At 43.1% G+C, this 21,477-nt stretch carries 20 protein-coding genes and 1 pseudogene; 8 read left to right on the top strand and 13 right to left on the bottom strand.

The features are described 5' to 3' along the window. Positions 1–130: 130 nt before the first annotated feature. Positions 131–250 (bottom strand): annotated as a pseudogene (locus tag AB4180_RS16935) (flavodoxin family protein); the annotation flags it as partial. Between the two features lie 303 nt (positions 251–553). On the opposite strand from AB4180_RS16935, the gene AB4180_RS16930 reads away from it, so the two are divergent. Next, positions 554–1,630 carry a low specificity L-threonine aldolase gene (locus AB4180_RS16930; RefSeq protein ID WP_102250409.1) on the top strand — a complete coding sequence of 359 codons (1,077 nt, stop codon included), beginning with the start codon at positions 554–556 and terminating at the stop codon, positions 1,628–1,630. 124 nt (positions 1,631–1,754) lie between these two features. Here the strand turns inward: AB4180_RS16930 and AB4180_RS16925 are convergent, their stop codons facing one another. After that, positions 1,755–1,880 carry a hypothetical protein gene (locus AB4180_RS16925; RefSeq protein WP_017060906.1) on the bottom strand — a complete coding sequence of 42 codons (126 nt, stop codon included), beginning with the start codon at positions 1,878–1,880 and terminating at the stop codon, positions 1,755–1,757. A 247-nt stretch (positions 1,881–2,127) separates the two neighbouring features. Here AB4180_RS16925 and AB4180_RS16920 point away from each other — a divergent pair, with 247 nt between their 5' ends. Further along, a complete protein-coding gene (locus AB4180_RS16920; protein WP_017111843.1) occupies positions 2,128–2,562 on the top strand; it encodes a YccF domain-containing protein in 435 nt (144 codons plus the stop codon). A gap of 120 nt (positions 2,563–2,682) precedes the next feature. On the opposite strand, the gene AB4180_RS16915 is transcribed toward AB4180_RS16920, so the two are convergent. The 3 genes from AB4180_RS16915 to AB4180_RS16905 all read right to left on the bottom strand — a co-directional run bounded on the left by AB4180_RS16915 (position 2,683) and on the right by AB4180_RS16905 (position 5,411). Continuing rightward, on the bottom strand, positions 2,683–3,606 hold the full coding sequence (locus AB4180_RS16915; protein ID WP_102250410.1) for a hypothetical protein: 924 nt from the start codon (positions 3,604–3,606) through the stop codon (positions 2,683–2,685). A 237-nt stretch (positions 3,607–3,843) separates the two neighbouring features. Next, positions 3,844–4,992, bottom strand: a complete 1,149-nt coding sequence (gene yiaY / locus AB4180_RS16910; RefSeq protein WP_009845589.1) for an L-threonine dehydrogenase — start codon at positions 4,990–4,992, stop codon at positions 3,844–3,846. A 233-nt stretch (positions 4,993–5,225) separates the two neighbouring features. Beyond that, positions 5,226–5,411 (bottom strand): hypothetical protein, encoded by a 186-nt coding sequence (locus AB4180_RS16905; protein WP_009845588.1) that lies wholly within the window; start codon positions 5,409–5,411, stop codon positions 5,226–5,228. Positions 5,412–5,624: 213 nt separating this feature from the next. Here AB4180_RS16905 and yjjG point away from each other — a divergent pair, with 213 nt between their 5' ends. Next, entirely contained in the window at positions 5,625–6,299 is a 675-nt protein-coding gene (gene yjjG / locus AB4180_RS16900) for a pyrimidine 5'-nucleotidase (RefSeq protein WP_017103719.1), read from the top strand. A 179-nt stretch (positions 6,300–6,478) separates the two neighbouring features. After that, positions 6,479–7,411 (top strand): aromatic amino acid DMT transporter YddG, encoded by a 933-nt coding sequence (gene yddG / locus AB4180_RS16895; RefSeq protein WP_017103720.1) that lies wholly within the window; start codon positions 6,479–6,481, stop codon positions 7,409–7,411. A 30-nt stretch (positions 7,412–7,441) separates the two neighbouring features. On the opposite strand, the gene AB4180_RS16890 is transcribed toward yddG, so the two are convergent. Together AB4180_RS16890 and AB4180_RS16885 are read right to left on the bottom strand one after the other, a co-directional pair. After that, entirely contained in the window at positions 7,442–9,553 is a 2,112-nt protein-coding gene (locus tag AB4180_RS16890; protein WP_102250411.1) for a sensor domain-containing diguanylate cyclase, read from the bottom strand. A 111-nt stretch (positions 9,554–9,664) separates the two neighbouring features. Next, positions 9,665–10,561 carry a cation diffusion facilitator family transporter gene (locus AB4180_RS16885; protein WP_102250412.1) on the bottom strand — a complete coding sequence of 299 codons (897 nt, stop codon included), beginning with the start codon at positions 10,559–10,561 and terminating at the stop codon, positions 9,665–9,667. Positions 10,562–10,843: 282 nt separating this feature from the next. Here AB4180_RS16885 and AB4180_RS16880 point away from each other — a divergent pair, with 282 nt between their 5' ends. After that, positions 10,844–11,194, top strand: coding sequence for a hypothetical protein (locus AB4180_RS16880; RefSeq protein ID WP_017103721.1), 351 nt, complete (start codon positions 10,844–10,846; stop codon positions 11,192–11,194). A 61-nt stretch (positions 11,195–11,255) separates the two neighbouring features. Here AB4180_RS16880 and AB4180_RS16875 read toward each other — a convergent pair whose 3' ends face one another. Then, complete coding sequence (locus AB4180_RS16875) at positions 11,256–12,134, bottom strand: LysR family transcriptional regulator (protein ID WP_009845583.1); 879 nt, start codon at positions 12,132–12,134, stop codon at positions 11,256–11,258. 161 nt (positions 12,135–12,295) lie between these two features. Between AB4180_RS16875 and AB4180_RS16870 the strand changes: the two genes are divergently transcribed. The 3 genes from AB4180_RS16870 to AB4180_RS16860 all read left to right on the top strand — a co-directional run bounded on the left by AB4180_RS16870 (position 12,296) and on the right by AB4180_RS16860 (position 15,834). Beyond that, positions 12,296–12,895 (top strand): class I SAM-dependent methyltransferase, encoded by a 600-nt coding sequence (locus tag AB4180_RS16870; protein WP_009845582.1) that lies wholly within the window; start codon positions 12,296–12,298, stop codon positions 12,893–12,895. Between the two features lie 409 nt (positions 12,896–13,304). Then, the gene (locus tag AB4180_RS16865) at positions 13,305–14,870 is read left to right on the top strand and encodes a YjjI family glycine radical enzyme (RefSeq protein WP_102250413.1); all 1,566 of its coding nucleotides are present in this window, start codon (positions 13,305–13,307) and stop codon (positions 14,868–14,870) included. 49 nt (positions 14,871–14,919) lie between these two features. Next, positions 14,920–15,834 carry a YjjW family glycine radical enzyme activase gene (locus AB4180_RS16860; RefSeq protein ID WP_102250414.1) on the top strand — a complete coding sequence of 305 codons (915 nt, stop codon included), beginning with the start codon at positions 14,920–14,922 and terminating at the stop codon, positions 15,832–15,834. Between the two features lie 65 nt (positions 15,835–15,899). On the opposite strand, the gene AB4180_RS16855 is transcribed toward AB4180_RS16860, so the two are convergent. The 5 genes from AB4180_RS16855 to yccS form a co-directional block, all read right to left on the bottom strand. Next, the gene (locus AB4180_RS16855) at positions 15,900–16,811 is read right to left on the bottom strand and encodes a LysR family transcriptional regulator (RefSeq protein ID WP_029224004.1); all 912 of its coding nucleotides are present in this window, start codon (positions 16,809–16,811) and stop codon (positions 15,900–15,902) included. Positions 16,812–16,864: 53 nt separating this feature from the next. Further along, positions 16,865–18,124 carry a hydroxymethylglutaryl-CoA reductase gene (locus AB4180_RS16850; RefSeq protein WP_102250415.1) on the bottom strand — a complete coding sequence of 420 codons (1,260 nt, stop codon included), beginning with the start codon at positions 18,122–18,124 and terminating at the stop codon, positions 16,865–16,867. A gap of 167 nt (positions 18,125–18,291) precedes the next feature. Further along, positions 18,292–18,612: a hypothetical protein gene (locus AB4180_RS16845; RefSeq protein ID WP_102250416.1), complete on the bottom strand. Its 321-nt coding sequence runs from the start codon at positions 18,610–18,612 to the stop codon at positions 18,292–18,294. 121 nt (positions 18,613–18,733) lie between these two features. Beyond that, positions 18,734–18,895, bottom strand: a complete 162-nt coding sequence (locus tag AB4180_RS16840; RefSeq protein WP_198592277.1) for a hypothetical protein — start codon at positions 18,893–18,895, stop codon at positions 18,734–18,736. A gap of 353 nt (positions 18,896–19,248) precedes the next feature. After that, positions 19,249–21,435 (bottom strand): YccS family putative transporter, encoded by a 2,187-nt coding sequence (yccS, locus tag AB4180_RS16835; protein WP_102250417.1) that lies wholly within the window; start codon positions 21,433–21,435, stop codon positions 19,249–19,251. Positions 21,436–21,477 lie beyond the last annotated feature (42 nt).

Below are 21,477 nucleotides of genomic sequence, written 5' to 3'. Positions count from 1 at the left end.
GATTGGTTGTATTGCTTCCAGTTGGTTGTTTTGTAACGAGGTTTAGGCATAAGGCTACGAGAGAGAGTGGTGGTAGCTGATCAGATCGTAGGTTCTTGATTTAGTTCCACTGAATTACGCAACAAAGCCCATAAAGATCGACACAGGTGACGCCTTCAATACGCTTGGCTTGCTCAAATAAGGGTTTGTTAGCTTCAGAGCGATGCTGAGAAGGGTGGGCGAATAGCACTAAGACTCGATTTTTCGACATATAGCCCTCTTTGTCCATTAACGAATAATATTTATTGGAATTATAGATATACAATAATAGAAGAATGGTTGAACAACAACGAATTAGCCCATACTTATCTAGTTAGATGCGCGTGTTTTTAGGGACTTGATTTTATAAAACACCCGTCAATTTGAGTATTTCCGGCACACGCAGCCGATGACTGCGTAAAACTAATTATTCGCTAATAATAAAAGCGAATAGGTGCACTTTATGTCACCGTTGAAGGCTAACGTAAATAATTCAATCACCCTACATAGTACGACAATGAATAAAGGAAAAACTATGAGCACGGACTTGCGTCAACAATGTAATTTGCTGCTTTCTGGTCACTTCGATCCAACACCAGCACAAACCTTCGCGCAAATGGCTGAATGGTGCGAAACACATGATGTGGCGCACGACACCTACGGTGATGGCGATTTTATTGAGAGTTTTGAAAGCAAAGTGGCTGATTTGCTCGGCTATGAAGCCGCCGTGTTTGTGATTACTGGCACAATGAATCAACCGACAGCGTTAGAGATTGCTTGCCAAGAAAAAAGAAATCCTTTGGTGGCGATGCACGAATCCAGTCATATTATGCGCCATGAACGCCAAGGGTATCAGCTCCAGAACCGTTTCAATGTACTTCCGGTTGGTAATGTATTTCGCACTTGGAATGTCGACGACTTAAAGGCTTGGCCTGATGAGATTGCCGCGGCATTGTATGAACTACCGATGCGAGAGATTGGTGGTCAACTGCCTGAGTGGGAAGAGCTTGAAGCGATAAAGCAGTACTGCAAAGAACAATCGATTCATCTGCATATGGATGGTGCTCGTTTGTGGGAGTGCGGCCCGTATTATCAAAAGCCATATAGAGAGATCGCGAAAGGGTTCGATACGGCTTATGTTTCGCTCTACAAAGGGATAAACGGTCTTGGTGGGTCACTCCTATTAGGTGACAAGGCTTTCGTAGCAAAAGCTTCAGCATGGATGAAGCGTCAGGGCGGAAATGTTTATCATCGCACGCCTTACGTGGTTTCGGCAGCAATGCAGTTTGATCAACGGATTGAGTTGATGCCTGCATTGTATGAGCGTACCAAGCAAATCTATCAAATCTTACAAGATTACCCGCAGTTCAAAGTGAACCCGCAGCAACCCCAAGTAAACATGCTTCACCTCTATTTACCGGTGGGTTTTGAGGATGGCATTATCCTGCGCGACAATATAGCGAAGAAGCACAAGATTTGGATAGGAAACCCAGCGATCAGCGAACTGCCTACCCAATGTAAGATTGAATGGTATGTGGGTGATAACTTACTAAACTTGCCAGATCATGAGCTGATCGACATTCTAGACTTTATTAACGAAGAGCTGATTTAATTAACTAAGAGTTGATTTGATCGCAGAAGAATTGAATTAATTACAGTAGAAGTGATTTAACTGAGATGAATACAGGACATGTTTCCTGTATTCATTTTTACGCCGATAGGATGGCGGGGTCTTGTTACATGTATTGGTTGATGTACACGTCGACTAAAAACATGAATACAGGCACTGTGCTGAGAAGTCCGAAGAAGACGATTGGCACCCAGTTTTTCATTTTCTTTTTAGGTTGCTCAGTGTTGTTCATAAATTCGGCCTTAAATTAGTTGTTGTAGCTGTTTAGCTTTGTGATACTAAAAATCTACGAACATGGTATCAAATAAAATCGATGATCCCTATGCGGATTTGGCGTTTCGTGGTGTGTATCAATCACAGGAAATGTAGGCGATTCATAAGCGGTTCATAAAGACTCAATAATAATGAACCTATTAGAACAAGTATTGCCTTACTCGGCATATGAAATAAACAGTATTCAAAGATTTGGAGAAGACAACATGAGAACAATAGGAAACATCATTTGGTTTCTGTTTGGTGGCGTATTTATGGGATTGGCATGGTGGTTCTTCGGACTGCTCGCATTCCTCACCATCGTTGGTATTCCATGGGGTAGAGCGTGTTTTGTAATGGGTAATTTCTCATTCTTCCCATTTGGTCAAGAAGCGATTTCACGTGATGAATTGACCAATGAAACTGACATCGGTACCAGCCCACTAGGTCTGATTGGTAACATCATTTGGTTCTTATTTGCTGGAATCTGGCTAGCAATCGGTCACATCATGTCAGCAGTAGCGTGTTTCATTACTATTATCGGTATTCCGTTTGCGATTCAGCACCTTAAGCTTGCGGTTATCTCATTGGCGCCAATCGGTAAAACGGTCGTCGACAAGCGTGAAGCAGAGGCGGCACGAGTAAGAAACTACAAGGGTTAAGACTACAGCTTAAGCCTTATATAGAACTGAAAAAGCACATCACATGATGTGCTTTTTTGTGCCTCGTTTTCGATCTAACGATGCCCCAATCTCACAAACACTCACTAGATACTAGTTCCACTAGACATTGTTGAACAAGACTTCAAGCCTAAGGGTGATGTTGGCTTCTTCGGTATGTTTCTCATAGGGCTCTCGTTCCCATTGGTAGCGCGGAATCAATTCGTAGAACAGCCATTCTTTCCAAACGTTTTCTCGGTAGGTTATCGACACCTGTGAGTATTCGTAGTGGTTATACGGCACGCTGGTTGCTGCAATCGTCGCGCTGTATTGCAGAGCTTGGTCTTGAGAAAGATAGTGATACAAAGTTAGCCCCGTACCGTACTCCCAGCCTTTAAGGTCGTCGTTATAACCTGCAAAGTTCGACCATCGCGCTAAGAAGTCATCACTCAAAGAAAGATCAAAATCGATATCGGTGAACTCGCCAGTTTCTTGCTTTTCTTGATACACACGTTGGGTCAGCCTGAATACGGCATCGGTAGTGAGAGGGTAGGTAAAGCGATAACGAGCTTCAATACGCGGACGCAGTGTCGCTTTAATATTGAAGCTACTGTAACCCTTCGCATAAGCATCGTAACGAAGGCCGAGTGCGCTCTCTAATTCCTCTGAATCTTGTGGAAAGAAATCAAAGAACTCTTCATCGCTGACAGATTCGTAGATTAATTTTAGGCGCTTACTCGCAAAGGGAAGATGTAAACGTGCGTTGAGCTTGGTTGAGTAGTCGACGTCACCACCTTCTGAGTAAATAAAATCGTTGTACCAACGGACAGAAGTGCCCGCTCGAGCATCTTCGGTAATGCGGTCATCGACAAAGAAACTGTCAAACCATAATGCGGGTTGGCAAAATTTACTGTTTAGGTAGTGATAGGCTTTTTCGACAGGGGCGTCTTCTAGCGGCTGACTGTGGCACTCATTTTGTTCCTCTACTTGAGCGGAGTGGGTAACGAGTGAAGCTAATAATGAGGTGCTAACTATCCAACGACTCAATGGAACCTGTTTGTCATTCTATATATCAATAGTTTAACTATAACCAAGCGATCGCAACAATGCGACTTTTTAGTGGTGAGCAGTGAGTGATTAGTCACTACTGATTAGTGATGAGGGTAAAGATCTGAAAGGTATCGGACAGATAAAAAAACGGGCTCAGAAGGTGAGCCCGTTTGTGTTAGCTGTTTATTTTTAGCAAGAGCCGCATGTTTCTAGCTCGAATAACTTGTCGCTAGATTACATTGCCGCTTCGAAGATCGCTGAGATTTCTTCATGAGTCGCTTGTTTAGGGTTAGTGAAACCACAAGCGTCTTTTAGTGCGTTGTCAGACAGAGTCGGGATGTCTTCTAGCTTAGCACCAAGTTGAGCAATACCTGTTGGGATGTTCACGTCATTTGCTAGTTGAACAATCGCGTTGATAGCTGCTTCTGCGCCTTGCTCTGCTGTCATGCCTTCAACATTCACACCCATTGCTTTTGCAACATCACGTAGACGCTCTGGACAAACTTGCGCGTTGTAGCGTTGAACGTGTGGTAGCAAGATAGCGTTACATACACCGTGTGGAAGGTCGTAGAAACCACCCAGTTGGTGCGCCATTGCATGAACATAGCCAAGAGAAGCGTTGTTGAATGCCATGCCAGCCATGAACTGCGCGTAAGCCATTTGCTCACGAGCTTCAATGTCTTCACCGTGCGCTACGGCTGTTCTTAGGTGTGCTTGCACAAGTTCAATTGCTTTAATCGCTACTGCGTCTGTGATTGGCGTTGCTGCGATAGAAACGTAAGCTTCGATTGCGTGTGTCAACGCATCCATGCCAGTTGCAGCAGTTAATGATGCAGGTTTAGCAAGCATCAACTCAGGATCGTTTACTGAGATAAGTGGTGTTGTGTGCTTATCAACAATAGCCATTTTAATGTGACGAGCTTCGTCAGTAATGATGCAGAAACGCGTCATTTCAGAAGCTGTACCTGCTGTGGTGTTGATAGCAATCAATGGCATCATTGGCTTTTCAGACTGGTCTACGCCTTCGTAATCTGCAATTTTGCCGCCATTAGAGGCAACCAGAGCGATACCTTTTGCACAGTCATGTGGCGAACCGCCACCTAGTGAAACAACGAAATCACAATCGTTGTCAGTCAGTAACTCAAGACCATCGTTCACGTTAGTGATGGTTGGGTTTGGTTGAGTGCCGTCGAATACAACTGCGTCTACGCCACGCTGGCTAAGAAGGTCTTGTACCTGCTTAACTACGCCAATTTGGTTCAGGATCTTATCAGTAACGATCAGACCTTTTTTAAAGCCTTGAGACTGAATGCTATCAGCAGCATCCTTCAGACAGCCAGTACCCATGAAGTTGATTGTAGGGATGTAAAATGCAGTAGACATTGGAAAACTCCGTTAATTATGATTTTTAATTTCCTACATGTTGTCGGCATTCAAGTGGTCGACCATTGATCTGGAACAACTTTGATTCCGAACTACCACTTTGTGGTTGGTCGTTGTGATAGGGCTCATATAGCAATCGTTTTCATGGTTTTTGGCTGTGTTCTTTGTCAGTAATGGAAAGCGAACTATTGATTTAATAACAGAATTGCGTTCCATGACCATGAAAGTAAAGGCTATTCACTCAACGTCGGTTCAAGTTCAGTTTGTGTCGATGGTTTGCGTGAGTCATCGTTAGCTTCAATTTGAGGTTGCTGAGACTCATCGGTATCTAAGGCGTCAGAGGTGTCTTCTGGTTGTTCATCATAATACTTAACAAGGAATGGGGTGAGCATGACGGATGACGGTAAGAAGTGCTTCATGGTACCTCCCGGTACTTAAGTGTATTTCTTGTATGGTATTGGTTTAATATGTGGCAAAATTTGCGATACATCATGACTTGTTGCTTGTTTTCTATAAATTCTTAGAACTATATTCAGGCTCACAAAATTGACAGTAGAATGCACATCTGGCCTTTGAGGCAACGAGAAAATAAATACAAGCACTGCTCAACCGCGCGAATAATAGGACATAAAATGAAGTACGATTGGATATTCTTTGATGCAGATGAAACCTTGTTCCACTTTGATGCTTTTCAAGGAATGAAGCTGATGTTCTCCCGTTTTGGCGTGGACTTTAGCGAACAGGATTATTCAGTTTATCAAGAGGTTAATTTGCCGTTATGGGTCGATTACCAAGATGGCCGTATTACGGCTGCACAACTGAAGCACGCGCGTTTTGAAAGCTGGGCAACAAAGTTAGAGACAACCACGGCAGCACTAAACAGTGCGTTTTTAGCCGCAATGGCAGACATCTGTTCTCTGCTTCCTGGTGCAAAAGAGTTGATGGAGTCGTTAAAAGGCAAAGTGAACATGGGCATCATCACCAATGGTTTCACAGAGCTGCAGTCAATCCGTTTGGAACGAACAGGAATGACAGACTACTTTGACCATGTGATCATTTCTGAGGAAGTCGGTGTCGCTAAACCAGACGCGGAAATTTTTGAGCATGCGCACAAGCTGATTGGATTGCCATCAAAGCAAAGAGTATTGATGGTCGGGGACAACCCACACTCTGATATTTTAGGTGGCTTGGATTTTGGTATTGAGACCTGTTGGTTGAACCGCCAAGAGAAAGCGACGCCAGCAGGAATTAACCCTCATTATCAGGTCAAGTCTCTGGCTGACCTGCAAGCACTTTTGTTGGCATAATTGCTAATTGCTAATTGCTAACTGCTTTTAGAATTTTGAGTAAATGATTGATAGCCGAGTACAGTTATGTGCTCGGCTACTTATTTTTACTCACTGCAACTTATCGATAGTGGTGTTTAAGCCTACCTTTGCTTAAGCTCGCTTTGATTACCTAATTACAATAAAGAGAAGGAAGAGGCGTGCTGAAATCTCATCGCCATAGCTGCTACGGCATTGCTGCCATTTTACTATGGAGCTGCTTAATTGCATTGTCTCGTAGTGTGTCAGAACAACTGGGCCCAATTGGTGGTGCTGCCAGTCTTTATACAGTGAGCTCACTGTTGTTAGTCTGTGTTATGGGGTTACCTAAGCTGTCGCGCTTCTCTAAATCGTATTTGATGATCGGTGGTGCCTTATTCGTTTGCTACGAAATCTTCTTGGCTCTGGCTTTAGGAATGGCAAATAGCCGACATCAAGCCTTAGAAATGGCCGTTATCAACTACCTATGGCCTGCACTAACGGTGTTGTTTGCGGTGCTGTTGAGTGACAAAAAGATCAACTGGTTGGTTTATCCAAGTATCGTCTTAGCGTTTTTTGGCGTGGCTTGGAGTATCAGCGGCGATCAGGGGCTTTCTGTCGAGCAAATCGCGGCTAATATTGCGACCAACCCTAAAACCTATTCGATGGCATTCTTCGGCGCGATTATTTGGGCGGTATATTGCAATTACACCCAACGCGTTGCTAAAGGGCAGAATGCGATTGTGCTTTTCTTTATCGCTACTGCGATCACTCTGTGGATCAAATACGCATTGAGTGATGAAACCGGCATGGTGATGACTTCAAGTGCTGCGATTGACTTAGTGCTTGCTGGGGCTTGTATGGGCGCTGGTTACGCGCTTTGGAACACGGCGATTCTAGGTGGCAACATGGTGTTTTTGGCAACCATGTCTTACTTTACGCCAATCTTCGCGACGTTACTTTCCTCGATGATTTTGGGCTTGTCATTGACCATGACGTTTTGGCAGGGCGTATGTATGGTAACTGTTGGTTCACTGGCTTGCTGGTGGGTAACCAGAGAAAAAAAGCCGACGGTTAAGGCGTCGGCTTCTAAAAATGTTCATTCTCAGTCTTAATTTGCGCTTATATATCAGTGCGGGAATTTCCTAATCTTCAATCAATATTCCATTTCTTCCTTGGTCTTTTACTTTGTAGAGTGTTTTATCTGTTTTTTGGATCAGCTCTTCATTGGTTAGATTTAAAATATCAAAGTGTGTGAATATCGCTCCACCAACCGAAAGAGTTAAGCGATCACTGCATTTAGACTTCTTGTGGCTGATATTTAAATCATGCACACCGGATAAGAGCTGAGAAGTTTTTGCTAGCAACGCGTTTTTTGTTTCACCCGTACATAAAACTAAAAACTCGTCACCGCCAAATCGGAATACCTTAAAAGATTCTGCTGAAAAATGATGTTTAAGCTGTTTTGATATGGTAACCAAAACCTCATCCCCTTTCACATGACCGTAGCAATCATTGAATTGTTTATAGTAGTCAATATCAATTAATAGTAACGCGTAGGGTTGTTCTATTTCTACAGTATCACGCCACTGTGTGATGGATTCTGCCAAGGTTAAACGGTTAAATAACTGACTGAGTGGATCTAAATTCATCAGTGTTTTGAGCGTCATTTTTTGTTCTTCAAGTTGTTTCTTTTGCTGCTTATTCTGAAGATCAATGGATAAATAAGAACCCAAATGTTTCATTAAAGATAAGTGATGTTCTTGGTATGCGTTGGGCTCAATGGATTGGACGGTAAGAACACCAAGGCGCTTACCCTCAAGAATGAGCGGCAGCATGATAACAGACGAGTAGTCTTCTTTAGTTACACCAGTTAAAGCGTGCTCACCGAGTGGTTTATTTAATAGTTTGTTCAGTGCTGCTTTTGTAAATGCACCATGACAGAAAGGTATTCTGTTATTAATGCAATATGCACTTAATGTCGCTTGTTTTGTACAGTCGACAGTGAAAGGTTCGAGTGTAACACCCAGGTCTAAATAAATTTCATAGGTCAGTTGTTGTGTATTTTCGTTATACAAAGCTAGCCCAAGAGACTCAACTGGCATCACCTTTTTCAGATCTTCGTGAAGGCGTTGCATCATATCGGTGAGGTTTGAATGTGAACTTAAATACTCACCAAATGAAGTAATTAAATCTAAATCTGTTGTGAAAGAGTGTGCTTTCTCTAATGCGGGGCGTTCTGAGTACAGTTGATACAATTGAAAAACGGCTTCGTTATTACTCTCGGAAAGGTTCTGGAATGCTATTGACTGAAGTTCAAAGGCCTTCTCAACTATCTTAGATTGTTGGGCTTCCGTTGCTTCTTGGCGACTAAAATTAAATAGTGATGAGGCGAGTTTTTGTAGTGATGTAGCGTTGCCATATTTGTTTCCTAAAGATATAGCACGGCTTAAATATGGCTCAAGGATATCGTTTCTTTCATGCTCTATTGCACATGAACAGTAATTTTTTAAAGTTTCGATTAAGTAAAAATTGTCGCCCAGTAATTCACAGATTTCAATTGCAGTCTTAAAAGAAGAGAGTGCTTCATCAATCTGGTTGATAGATTGAAGGTGTTCTGCATAGCAACTGTGGTAAAAGTAAGTACCAATAAGACTAGGGTGTTTATTGAGTAGTTCTCGACATAAAGTGAATTTTCTTTCGGCCTCGGCTTTATTACCTAGCGTTGAATCAATGATAGCAAGGTTACTTAATATTGATCTCGATGAAGCTTGAAGAGAATTTTTTTCTATTTCCCATGCGAGCTTGCAATAGTACTGAGCTTTTGAATAATCTTGGGTTTCTAAAAAAATGTAACCTAAATTATTATATATTCGAGTTAGGAGGCGTTCATTGTTAACGGCTTTTGATGCACTTGCTTTAGTTAGAGAAATAATGGCTTTTGAATAACAGCCTAATCGTATGAGAGCAACGCCAATAGAGTATTCTATGCAGAATTTAATGTCGTGAATATTGGATATTTCACTTCGATGTAGTGCTTCAGTTAGATGTTCAAAGGCTTGATGTACTTGCCCCAATTTTAATAACCGTGATCCTGTACAAAAATAATCAACGGCGCTTGGGATTGGTAGGTCATTTTCAGAGGCAAACTCTCTTATTTTAGCCTCAATCGTAAGAATACTTGCTTCATTAGGAGCTTCAACTATGTCGTTTATTTTTTCACTTAAAAAATAATTAAAGTGCTTAGAAGGGGTCATGTCACGATCACTAAAATAAGATAATCTCGTATTGTACGAAGGGGCGAACAAATTTGAAAGTAAAACTTATAATATAAAAGTGATGTATAAAGGTTACTAGGGACCAGGCCATTAAGCCGTAATATTTAAATTCAATTGAAGCTCATAAGGCATTTTAGATAAGCGTCGCTTTAATTGATGGCGTGTTCGTTCAATATCATCAACCGTAATCGCATCTTGGTCGTTAGTATGAATATCAACATTGACTCTTAGTTCCGGGCCAACCTTAGTCACACCCATTAGCTCCAAATCTTGCTCCGCATCTTTGTCCACAGCGACAACATTCTTATCTACCGCGTCACAAATATCTTTGGTTGCCGACATCATTAGCAGTTCACGCATTGCTTCACGTAACATGTCGAACGGCATTTTGATAAAGTAGAAAGACATCAGCAACATCATCATTGGATCGGCATATACCGCGTATTCAGCAAACGGAGAGTAAGCCACCAACCAAGCAACAACGAAACCTGCCGTAACTGCCACACTCAACAGCGTATCCATTTGCCACTGTTTAGACTCAGCTTGAATCAAACCTGAAGAAATACGTTTGCTCTTGTTAGCGATGTACCACCAAGCGTAACCACAACCCAATACGTTGAAAATACCAAACAGAGTTGCGATAGAAGCATCGACTTCACGACCACCTGTCATCAGAGCACCAATCGCAGAATAAAGCGAATAACCGACCACAAGCAGAATCACAATCGCTTTAATCGCGATTACGATCGGCTCAATGATTGCTCGACCGAACGGAAACTCCCTGTCTGATGGGCGATTAATGTATTTCGAAGCAGCTAGTGACAATAAAGTTAACAGTAAACTGATAAGAGAATAGACACCGTCAAATACTATGACTAGAGAGCCAACGAGAAGACCCAACACCAATCCGCCAATTGCGAAGCCTGATGCTAAAAGGGCTGAGAACAAGAGTACTCGGTTTTCGTTTTGGCTTTTCCTGTCACACATAATATTTTCCAGATGTTTTTGATAACTTCATTGTTCTAATATTGAGCTAGCTTTACAAACTTTATCTGATGACGTTTATATGTCGGTAACCCGTTTTACATTCAAGTAGTTATTATTCAATGGCTTAGTGGTGAATTTTGGTGTCAGTAAAGTTGACGATGACTGTTTTCTAGAGATGGTGTGCAAGTAAAATAAGATCGCTTATGATTAATAAAACAGATTGGTTGCAAGCGTTTTATCGAATTGTGTTATTTGGCTGCAGTTTCAAAGGAATGGATAAATATGAAGTTTGACGATATTGGTGATAGTGAGTTGTGGGTGATTGCTAACCCGATCATGGATAATTTGATGGACGGCTCGACCAAGGTTGACCATGCTCAGCACTGCCGAGATTTTACGCAGCGCATGAAGGATATTGTGACGCCGGAGTATCTGGAAAAGGTGTGTCATCATTATCAGCACAGTAATGGCTTTTTTGCTGAACGTGAACCTGTGGCGCTATTCAGACGCTCCGATTCTATCGCTTTTGTTTGGAAGCAAGCGTATACCATTGCGAAAGGCGAGTTTGTGGCTGAAATGGTACTGGTTGAAGAAGACGGACGTTATTTAGTGGATCACGTGATGGTCTTCTAAAGAGAGGGCTTTTTATTTGCTAGATGACTTTAAGTGTCGAGATAGAACATTATCTGACACTTTAGAAATCAAACAAGTAATCGCTGATCTGATCCGCTAACCAATTCATTCCTGGGTGCTCCGCCATACCTGCCGCAGTAAACATACAGTAGTCTTCTTGAGTTAGGCCATAAGTGTGCTTGATCACCGCCAGTTCCTGTTCACGCAATAAATGGCGTATCAATGGCTCAGGCATTACGCCCCATGCATCTTCTCGTAGAATCGTATCCAACATAAAATCGAAGCTAGAAAAACCAATGTATCGGCGAGAGAAGGGCTCAAGCTCAGGGTTATCTTTTTCATTGAGATAAACCATGGTCGCTTGCATCGAATTTCTTAGTACTTCATCCGATACTCTTCGCATCGCACTCAAATCATGCCCTTTCTTACATACCGACATCATTCGGATCTTGCCGAGTGGGTTGTAGATAATTCTTGGGTCGTCGACACGCTCGTAATCGACACCAAACGCAAAATCAACTTGTTGAGTTTCGACAAGATTAGCTAAGTCGCCACTAGACGCGAGAACGAAGTTGAAAGAAGTGGAAGGGTATTTGTTGTTTAGGGCGTGCGATAAACTTTGCCACATTTCATCGGGTAGGGAATCGTCGCGTGCGATCCAAATCTCGGCGTTGAATTCACCTGAAACATGTAAGCAGGTTTGTTTAATACGCGCTGCCGTTACTAACATGCCTTCGCAATCTTTGTAAATCGCTTTGCCCGCTTCAGAAAGTTCAACGTGGTTGCCGCTTCGTACGAACAATTCGACATCTAACTCTTTTTCCAAGGCTTTGATCGACATACTCAGTTTGGTTCGGTTGCATTCTAGCTGTCGAGCAGCTTCAGAGACGGACCCTAAATCAGCAACTGAACAAAAGGCTTGGACTTGAGAAAGGTTCATTTCATTTCCATATTGAGCGGATGGCGGTGCATATTATCTGAATATTGTGCTGACTATCTTAGAAATAGTCCATCTTTGCATGATAACTCTATGACGAATTGACTAATTTGGTTTATTCTGGGGGCGTTCCGAACCTACAAGAAGTAAAGATGGAGGCCATGATGGCGAAACAATGGGACGAGTACGCACCTGATTGGGATAACGATCCCGCTACTGCTGTATTCGCACAGTCCGCATTTGACCAGTTAACACAGCTCGTTGATTTGAACGGAACCCGTGTCCTTGATTTTGGTTGTGGTACAGGATTACTCAGCCAGAAAATATCTCCTTTTGCAAAAGAGATCATCGCTCTCGATATCTCAGAAGGGATGATTGAAGAGTTAGATAAAAAAGAGCTGTCTAATGTAGAGCCCGTCGTTGATATCTTATCGCGCGGACTTGCAGCCCAACACCCAGCATTCAGAAATCAGTTTGACTTAGTGGTAGCCTCTTCGGTATGTGGCTTTATTCCGAACCTACAAGATACGGTCAGCCTTATTTATACTCTGTTAGAAAACGATGGGGTTTTTGTACACTGGGATTGGTACTTAGAAAACGACAGCGAAGATTTTGGGGTCAGCGAACAGCGCTCCCAGAATGTATTGAGCGCAGCAGGTTTTTCGATTGTTGAAGTCTCAACACCGTTTTCAATCGACACCCCACAAGGTACTTTGAAGGTTCTGATGGGTGTAGGCCGTAAACAAGTGGTTCCTCACCTATAGGTTACTTGTCTGTAGTTGACGTATCTGGAGTTGACGTATAGATAACTCCAGATAACTGCACTCACGCTTAATTGACTAAACCCACATCAACGATCTTTGGATCCGTTATGTGGGTTTTCTATTTATACGCACTTGCGTTTTAAACTAAACGGTTCAATTAAGCGGCCTAATCTCTTCTGCTCATTCTTTCCCTTCCCCAACGACAATCATCGATAAACAACCATCGTTAATTGGCAAATGGCCAATTTAAAAACTGTCTATTCACAAAATTTATAAGCTATCTATTCATAAATTACTAAGTTACAAATGGTGTTTTCCATTTTGGAAATGTAGGCTTGCATACATTTCATTAGTGGAAATGTAAGTGTGAGATATAAAATAAGCCCATAAGAATATTAAGGGTTTAATCATGAGCCACCAATCTGCGTCATCTACTTCTTCAACACTTTCAGAACAACAACAATGCTTTAGCAATATCATTTCAGATGCCAACCTGTCCCCAAAACAGAAGTCGAGCTATCTTGCCTTAGAAGCTGAAGCCAGTCTGCCGTATATGCCGGTAAGCAATGAAGTAGAGCAAGCCTTACAACAAGGTGTGCTGTGTGACATGTTTGAAGGTCACGCCCCATTTAAGCCGCGCTATGTGCTTCCTGATTATTCTAAATACTTACATCAAGGCTCCAAGTATTTAGAGCTTAGCGCGGCTACTAATTTCGACGAAGCATTGAACATGCTCACCATCCTTTATCATCACGTTCCATCAGTGACTTCAATTCCGGTTTACTTAGGCCAGTTGGACGATGTGTTGATGCCTTTTGTTGGCGGTTTGACGGATGAGCAGGTATACCAAAAGCTGAAGCTGTTCTGGATCATGCTGGATCGCACGCTGCCAGATGCCTTCATGCACGTTAATATTGGCCCTAGTGACAACATTGTATGTCGCACTATTTTACGTGTGGATGCTGAACTCAAGCAGATCGCACCTAACTTAACCTTTATGTACGACCCTGCAGTCACATCTGATGACCTGCTTCGTCATGCTGCGAGCAATATCTGTGAATGCAGCAAGCCGCACATTGCCAATTATCCTGCACACGCCGCTGCGTACGGAGATAAGCGTTTTGGCATCGTGAGTTGCTACAACTCTTTGCCTCTGGCGGGTGGTTCAAACACGCTAGTACGTATGAACCTCAAGCAAGTGGCTCTGAAATCTGAAGACAGCGTAGACTTCTTACAGCAAGTACTACCTAACTACAGCAGCATCATGATCGAATTGATGAATGCACGTAGTCGCTTCTTACATGAAGAGTCTAACTTCTTCGAAGGCTTCTTAACCAAAGAAGGCTTAATTGAAGAAGATCGCTTTGCGCCAATGTTTGGTATTTATGGCATGGCTGAGGCGGTTAACATCTTAATGGAAAAAGAGGGCAAAGAAGGGCGCTATGGTCACGATGAACAAGCAAATCAGTTAGGCCATCGTATTTCTGAAAAGCTGGCTGAGATTGTTGAAAACTCGGAAGTGAAATATGGGCTGGAAGGTAAGGCTCTGTTACACGCTCAAGGTGGTATCAGCCTCGATGAAGATGTGACGCCGGGTGTACGCATCCCTTATGGAACAGAACCGGATCCAGTGTCTTACGTACGTGCGACGGCTGGTCACCACAAGTTCTACACGTCGGGTATCAGCGACATTCTGACCATCGACGAAACGGTGAAGTCCAATCCAGAAGCGATGTTCAACCTGTGTAAAGGGGCGATTCAAGCGGGTTACCGTGAGTTCACCGCTAACGTAGCATCGAACGATTTGGTTCGTGTGACAGGTTATATGATTAAGCTGTCTGACATTGCCAAATATGACGAGCAAGGTTCACGCACCAATACCACTTTCCTTGGTGCTGAAGCTGCAAAAAATACGGGCATTCTAGAGCGTAAGCCTCGTGTGGCGAGCTTAGAGATGTCGCCGACATACGAATAGCTTTAACGTACGCATGTTATGTGTTTCTCGAATACGAACAATGTGAATTATGAAAATTTCTGATCTAACAACTCAAATGGCTAGGGTTAAAAATAATAAGACAGAAAAACAAGCGAAGGTCAGCCGTGTGCTGACCTTTTCTTGTGTTGATGGACCAGGAAATCGCTTGGTGCTGTTCCTACAGGGGTGTAATTTCGATTGCATCACTTGTCATAATCCACACACCATCAACCACTGTAACCATTGTGGAGAGTGCGTGAGTGGCTGCCCGAGCAGTGCTCTGAGTCTTATTGAAGGCAAAGTGAAGTGGGATCCGTTAGCGTGTACCAACTGCGATCAGTGCGTCGATATCTGTGATCATAAGTCTAGCCCCAAAATCACCACGATGACGGTATCAGATGTGCTTGAACTGGTTAGGCACAATCAATTCTTCCTGAGCGGTATTACCGTTTCGGGTGGCGAGGCGACCATGCAATTGCCGTTTATCGTCGAGCTATTTCAGGCGATCAAAAGCGATCCGCAATTGGTACACTTAACGTGCTTTATTGATAGTAATGGCTCGTTGACACAGCAAGGTTGGGATAAGGTATTACCTTACCTTGATGGTGCGATGATCGACCTAAAATCATGGCAATCTGAAACGCATCAATGGTTAGTGGGTAGAGGGAACCATCGAGTGTTTGAAACCATTAACTACTTAGCTGATAAAGGCAAATTACATGAAGTTCGGTTACTGCATATTCCTAATAAAAGTGACCTAGATATCGAGGTAGAGCAGGTCGGGTATTACTTGAAGGGTTTGCCAAGTGATGTTCGAATTCGGTTAAATGCGTTTCAACATCATGGGGTAATTGGCGAAGCTTTAGAGTGGCCTAAATGCACCGAACAACAAATGCAGAGCTTTCACGATAAGCTCTACTCAATTGTTCAAAGAGCAATGCAAACCCCTGAGGTATATACTTAGTCTCTTATCAAATTTCAGTCTTTATAAAACCAGTCTTGTTAGTTCAATCTGCTTCTAACAAAGGTCTAGGCTTCTAAAAACAAGTCACACAACCATTTGATCGCCTGATCATTCATGTTTGGCTTGTTCCATACCAAACTATACGCTACTTTTCCGTAATCAAAAGGAAGCGGCTTACTTACCAAACCTTGTGCTTGTTTGGCATGCTCAGCCCATTGTTTTGAGCAAGTGAACAAGAAAGGTGTGTGGTGACATAACACCGCCGCCGCGCCAAAGTCCGCTACCGATATCGCCATCTCTCTAGGCTTATGACATTGCACTAAGTTTTGCTCAAAGTAAGGCTTAGACAGTTCGTTATCTAAGATCCCAATGTGTTTGTAGTCTAAATAGCCTTCAACTGTTAGTTCTTGCTGAGCGAGAGGGTGGTGAGCGCCCATCAAACAAACCATTTCATCAGGAAGAATCGTTTCCCACACCAGCTCTTTATTATCCGTTGGGGGTTGTGAGATATCGTGTGGCAACAGGATCAAGTTGACCTTACCACTGAGCAAAGCATCGAATCCAAGCTCCTGTTTCGAATAGATATTAAGTTTGGCTTTTGGTGCAAGTTCAGTGGTGATTTTGCTGATCTTCGAGGCAAACACTTCGAAGGTACTTTCACGCATCGAAAGTGAAAAGCTGCCTTGATACTCTTGAGGAGTAAAACTCTTTTGGTGAAGTAACCCGTTCATGCTGGAAAGAATCGCGTGAACAGTGGGCGCTATTTTTAGGGCAAAGGGAGTCGGGATAAGCTTAGTGCCGTCCCGATAGAAAAGCTCGTCGTTAAGGATGTCACGTAGCTGAGACAGAGTTTTACTGACACTCGAAGGGCTGACAAAGAGTTGCTCTGACGTTTGAGTGACGCTGTGTGTGTTCAGCATAATATGAAGAGCAGTGAGGTGTTTAAGGCTCACTCGCGATAAATGTAAGTAATCCATACATAACTCACTCAATACGTGACAACGGTCGGTTTAAGGTTTTATAACAGAAACTAGCGCGCTAACTTGTGATGAGCGCGCGAAAAGTGACCCGCACAGAATGCGCCTACAATCGATAGCTCACCCGCCAAACATAAAGCCGCACAAACCTCAGCTAAGGCTTGTGATTTACCGTTGCCGTGTAGCCCTAGTAAATGGAGACACGCTTTTTGGCTTGGTAGGCCAGTACCGCCACCGACTGTTCCTAACATCAAGTTAGGCAGCGTTACACTCGCGTACAAACCACCTTCTTTGTTGAGCTCCATACGAGTCATACCAATCGCAGACTCAGCAACACACGCCGCGTCTTGACCGCAAGCAATGTAGAGTGCAGCAAGTGCATTGGCATAATGAGCATTGATACCAATCGTACCGCTTAGAGCGCCACCGACTGTGGTCATTTGTCCGAACTGCACCATCTTCTCTGGTGTGGTGTGGAGGTACTTAGCGACAAGCTCAGCAGAGATATTGACCTCGGCTGTGACTTTTTTACCACGAACGCTGCGCAAGGTTTGTGTATTGGCTTTCTTATCGCCTGATAAGTTGCCATCAAGGAAAGCATGATCGGGCTTAACCGGCGTATTTTCTATGATGTACTCAAATACAGCGTTGGTCGCGATAGTTACCATATTCTGACCAGAAGCGTCTCCGGTTAGAAATTCAAACACCAAGTAAACATGGTTACCTTCGATGTTGATATTGATGTCGGTAAGTTTGCCGTGCGACGTTGTTGATTCAGCTAAGGTTTTAAATTGGTCATACTGGGTCACTGCCCATGCCACAAACTGTCCTGCTTCAACTAATCCTTGGAATGCGAAACCAGGAGTGCGTGTTACGCCTTCATTGAGCAACATTGCACTTGCACCACCACAAGCTGTGATCAGCTTTGAACCACGGTTATACGACGCGACAAGCGCCGCTTCAGTGGTTGCAAGTGGGACTAGGTAGTCGCCTTTAGCAAACAGGCCATTGACTCTTAAAGGGCCAGATATACCAACAGGGACTTTTACCGTGCCAATAAAGTGCTCTATGTTTTTCTCATAAGCCTGAATCTGGCTTTGAGTATGAGGGTCGAGCAGTTCTTGCTGCGAGTCTGCATTATCGAGAGCCGCCCAGCGACGTGTAAGGTTTTTTTCAGTCAGGTAAGGGCTCGGAGTCAGTTTATTCACTGGCTTATCAAAATGAGGCTGGAGCTTCTTTTCTAATTCGTCTGCGGAGATGTCGCCTCCTAAAATAGAAACATAGTCACGGCGATGCAGATTTAGTTTTGGCATAAATAGTATGAAGTAAAGTTTGTGCAGCAAAATTGATTTGCGCTGATTCTACCGAGTAATAAACCAGAAACAAGTGCCTGATATAATGAGTTACAGTTTGTATGGATTTAGAGCCATTTGTTAGTCAAAAAGAGGGTAACCATCAAATCGATAAATAGTAGCTCGAATCAGATATGGATATCGAGAAGGCTACCAATGGCTTCGTTTTGACGATCAACCACACTCGCACCAACACGGTTATAACTTGCGCTTTGAGTCAGTTTGATGAGTGCATCCGTTGAGGATGAAGATGGTTCCGGTTCTTTTTCTTTAAACGAAATGGATTGTTCAGGTTCTATTTGGTTAAAGCTGAAATCGCTGGTCTGGAAAGCGTCATCGGATTCTAGAGAGTGTTTGGAGGCTTGGTTGAGCTCGATTGCGGCTTCTTCAGCCATGTTGGTTGACTGCTGAATAATGGCGTAACCAGATTGAATACCAGATATCGACATAGCAGAACCTTTTATTGACGTATTGAATGAGTCTAGGCGGACGATATTTTGAGCGCAATGGTGAACAGGTGAAATTTACGGTGAAACGGTGAACTTAAGCTAAAATAGTGACGTCTGTCTATTAATTAAACAGGTCATTCAGTGCGTTTAACTCTTCATCAGTAAGCAGAGAAGGCTGGTCTGTTTCAAGGTTGCCGTCGATTTCACCTTGAAGTGCTTTCAATTGCTGTGGGCTAAGAAGCTGTATTTGCTGCTTAAATACTTCAAATTGCTGTGTATTCATAATGAGACCTTAGTTCAAATCCATATGCTCAATAGAGCATAGCTTACTGATTCAATAAATCAAACAAGATTAAGTGAATATTAAATGAAGTTTGAAGTTTCCTAAAACTAAGACAACTATAGATCCCTTTGGTTGTTTTTTGTCCGAGGAATGTTAGGCAAAGTTATGGATGAGTCAATCAAAGTCAGCAAGTTTACATGCGTGTAAGATTTGAACGGCCCTTGTAGATAAAGGGTAGGCAAGTGGTTGCTCTACCTAGATGAGCCTTTTGGTAGAGCAATGTACAAACATACGGAGTGTTCAAAAAAATGAGCAGTTTCGTTATCTTTTTGTTTTTACTGTTGTTTTGTTTTTCATCTTGAAACTTCTTTTTCAAGCGGCTTTTCAATCTTAACTTTAACTGCAAATTTTGTGGCTAAGGTATGCAGTTCTGGAAGCATTCGATAAATCAAATGTAGCTGTTGTAGAACCATTCTAACAGAGCTCTCATCCTCTTCTCTCCATTCACTTAAACGCTTATCAAGTTCAGGATCGTAAGCGTTTTTTACTTCGCATTGTTCTTGATGACAAAACAGCTGGTCGTTGAGAGCGTCGAGATGCTCGTGTATTACTCTGTGTGCGTCCAGTACCAGTTTGTGTGTTGCTTCGTCATCGATACGTGTTCTATGAGCTCCCAGAGCAGAGATATAGCTGAGTAGTGCATGATTGAGTGTTAGGAATCGGAAGCTCTCATCTTCAGATGTACGATACTTACCCGGCTCAACCAGCATGCTACTAACAGCGGCAGTCAGATTTGCATCATTGTTATGTGCACTGCGGCGTGCAATACGATAGCTAAGGCTGTCTTTTTTGCCTACACGGTATTGGCCAATGATCTGAGCGAGATAATCTTTATTGGAATCAAGCGCATCTGCCATCACCTTGTGAAGTCGTTTTGATTGCCAGTCCGGTAAAATATAGCTAACCGCTAAAACAGCGAGCGCGCTGCCAATGAAGGTATCTGCTAGTCTTGGCAATACAACTGCGTAGCCTTCCCCTAATTGATTGAAGCAAAAGAGCACAAGCAGTGTGATAAAGGCGGTCGCGAAACCGTAGTTATTGATACGGAAAGCGAAGAACATCACGCCACTGACCACAATGAATACCAGCTGACTCTCTTGAGATGGGAAAAAGGTCAACAACGGTACTCCAATCAACAAGCCTGCGACGGTGCCAATGACACGAGCCGTCAGCTTTTGTCGCGTTGCACTGTAGTTTGGTTGGCACACAAACAGTGTTGTTAGCAAAATCCAATAACCTCTTTCAATCTCAAAACCTTGGATAATTCCGTAACCGATCGTCAAAGTGATCGCCATACGAATTGCATGACGAAATAGCATTGAGTCGGTGTTCAAGTTGGCTTTGATCTTATGCCACATCGCCGTCAAAGTATGAGGGTTGGTATCGTCCAGTACGCCTTCTTCTAGTTTTTCTGCATCTGGGTTACTTATATTTGATAGCTGTTTTTCTACGGTAGCTAGGTTATTAAATAAGTAATCTAATTGGTTGAGCAATGACTTCCATTCTGGTTTGTTCTGTTGATGCAGGTGATTAAGTGAAGACATCAGTTCATCCAGTGCCAGAACAGATTTTTCGCCATGTTGGTATTCAGCGCCAACCTTCAGTGAGCTTGCCACTTCTTTACAAGCTTTAGCTTGGGCTTCGAGCAGGTACTTGAATCGAAATAAAACGTCTGATCGCTCAAAGTGTTTTGCCAGTTCTTGATAACGGTAGTGGCTGGAGCTCACGCGTTCATGAATATCTTGCGCGATGAAGTAGGTGTTTAGGAATCGGTCACTCGGTCCGTCAATGTGTCCGCGCTTAGAGCGGTTGAGTAGCGTCGCTTTGCACATGTTGAGCGCGTTAACAGTGCTAGCATTGAGTTTGGCTTCAATAATGCGATGTGGTTGGGGAATCAAATCTGAAACTGGATAGAAGAGCTCTGCTTTAGAGCCGATGTAATTGCCGATTTGATCGAATACTGTTGCTAGGTTTTGCTGCACTGGTTGCATCGGCCATACGATCTGCCAAATCATCGACATGAAGTAGTACCAAGCTGCGCCCGTTAACAATAGTAGAGGTTGAAACCAAAGGTTAGTGCTCTCGTGAGCCCCAAGCATGGCGTAGATAGCCACAAGTAATGATCCAAATGCGATACTGGCATATTTAGGGCCAATTGCCCCAAGTATAATAAAAGAGAAGGTTGAAACGAAAAGCCCTATCGCGAACAGCCAAGGCGTATCGAAGAGAATCTCAATAGAGAAGGCTGCAACGGCAAAACAGATAAAGGTTAGCGTGAGTGCTTTCAAACGTCCGGTAAAGCTATCATCACTTTCAGCAAGAGCCGCAGCAATAACCCCTAAAATTAATGGTGTGATCAGTGTGTTTTGACCATAATACCAAGCAGGTACTACAACACCGAGCAGAGTGATGAGAATTAATACGCTGTAATTTATGGTTTTATTCGCCCAATAAAGGCGTAGTTTTGCTGAGAAGTCCACAGTCGCTCACTTGACACACTAAAACCATAATCCTAACAGAAA

This window comes from Vibrio sp. 10N.286.49.C3 (genome assembly GCF_041469545.1).
GTDB classification, from domain to species: domain Bacteria; phylum Pseudomonadota; class Gammaproteobacteria; order Enterobacterales; family Vibrionaceae; genus Vibrio; species Vibrio tasmaniensis_A.
This window is presented reverse-complemented; position numbering and strand designations above follow the sequence as displayed.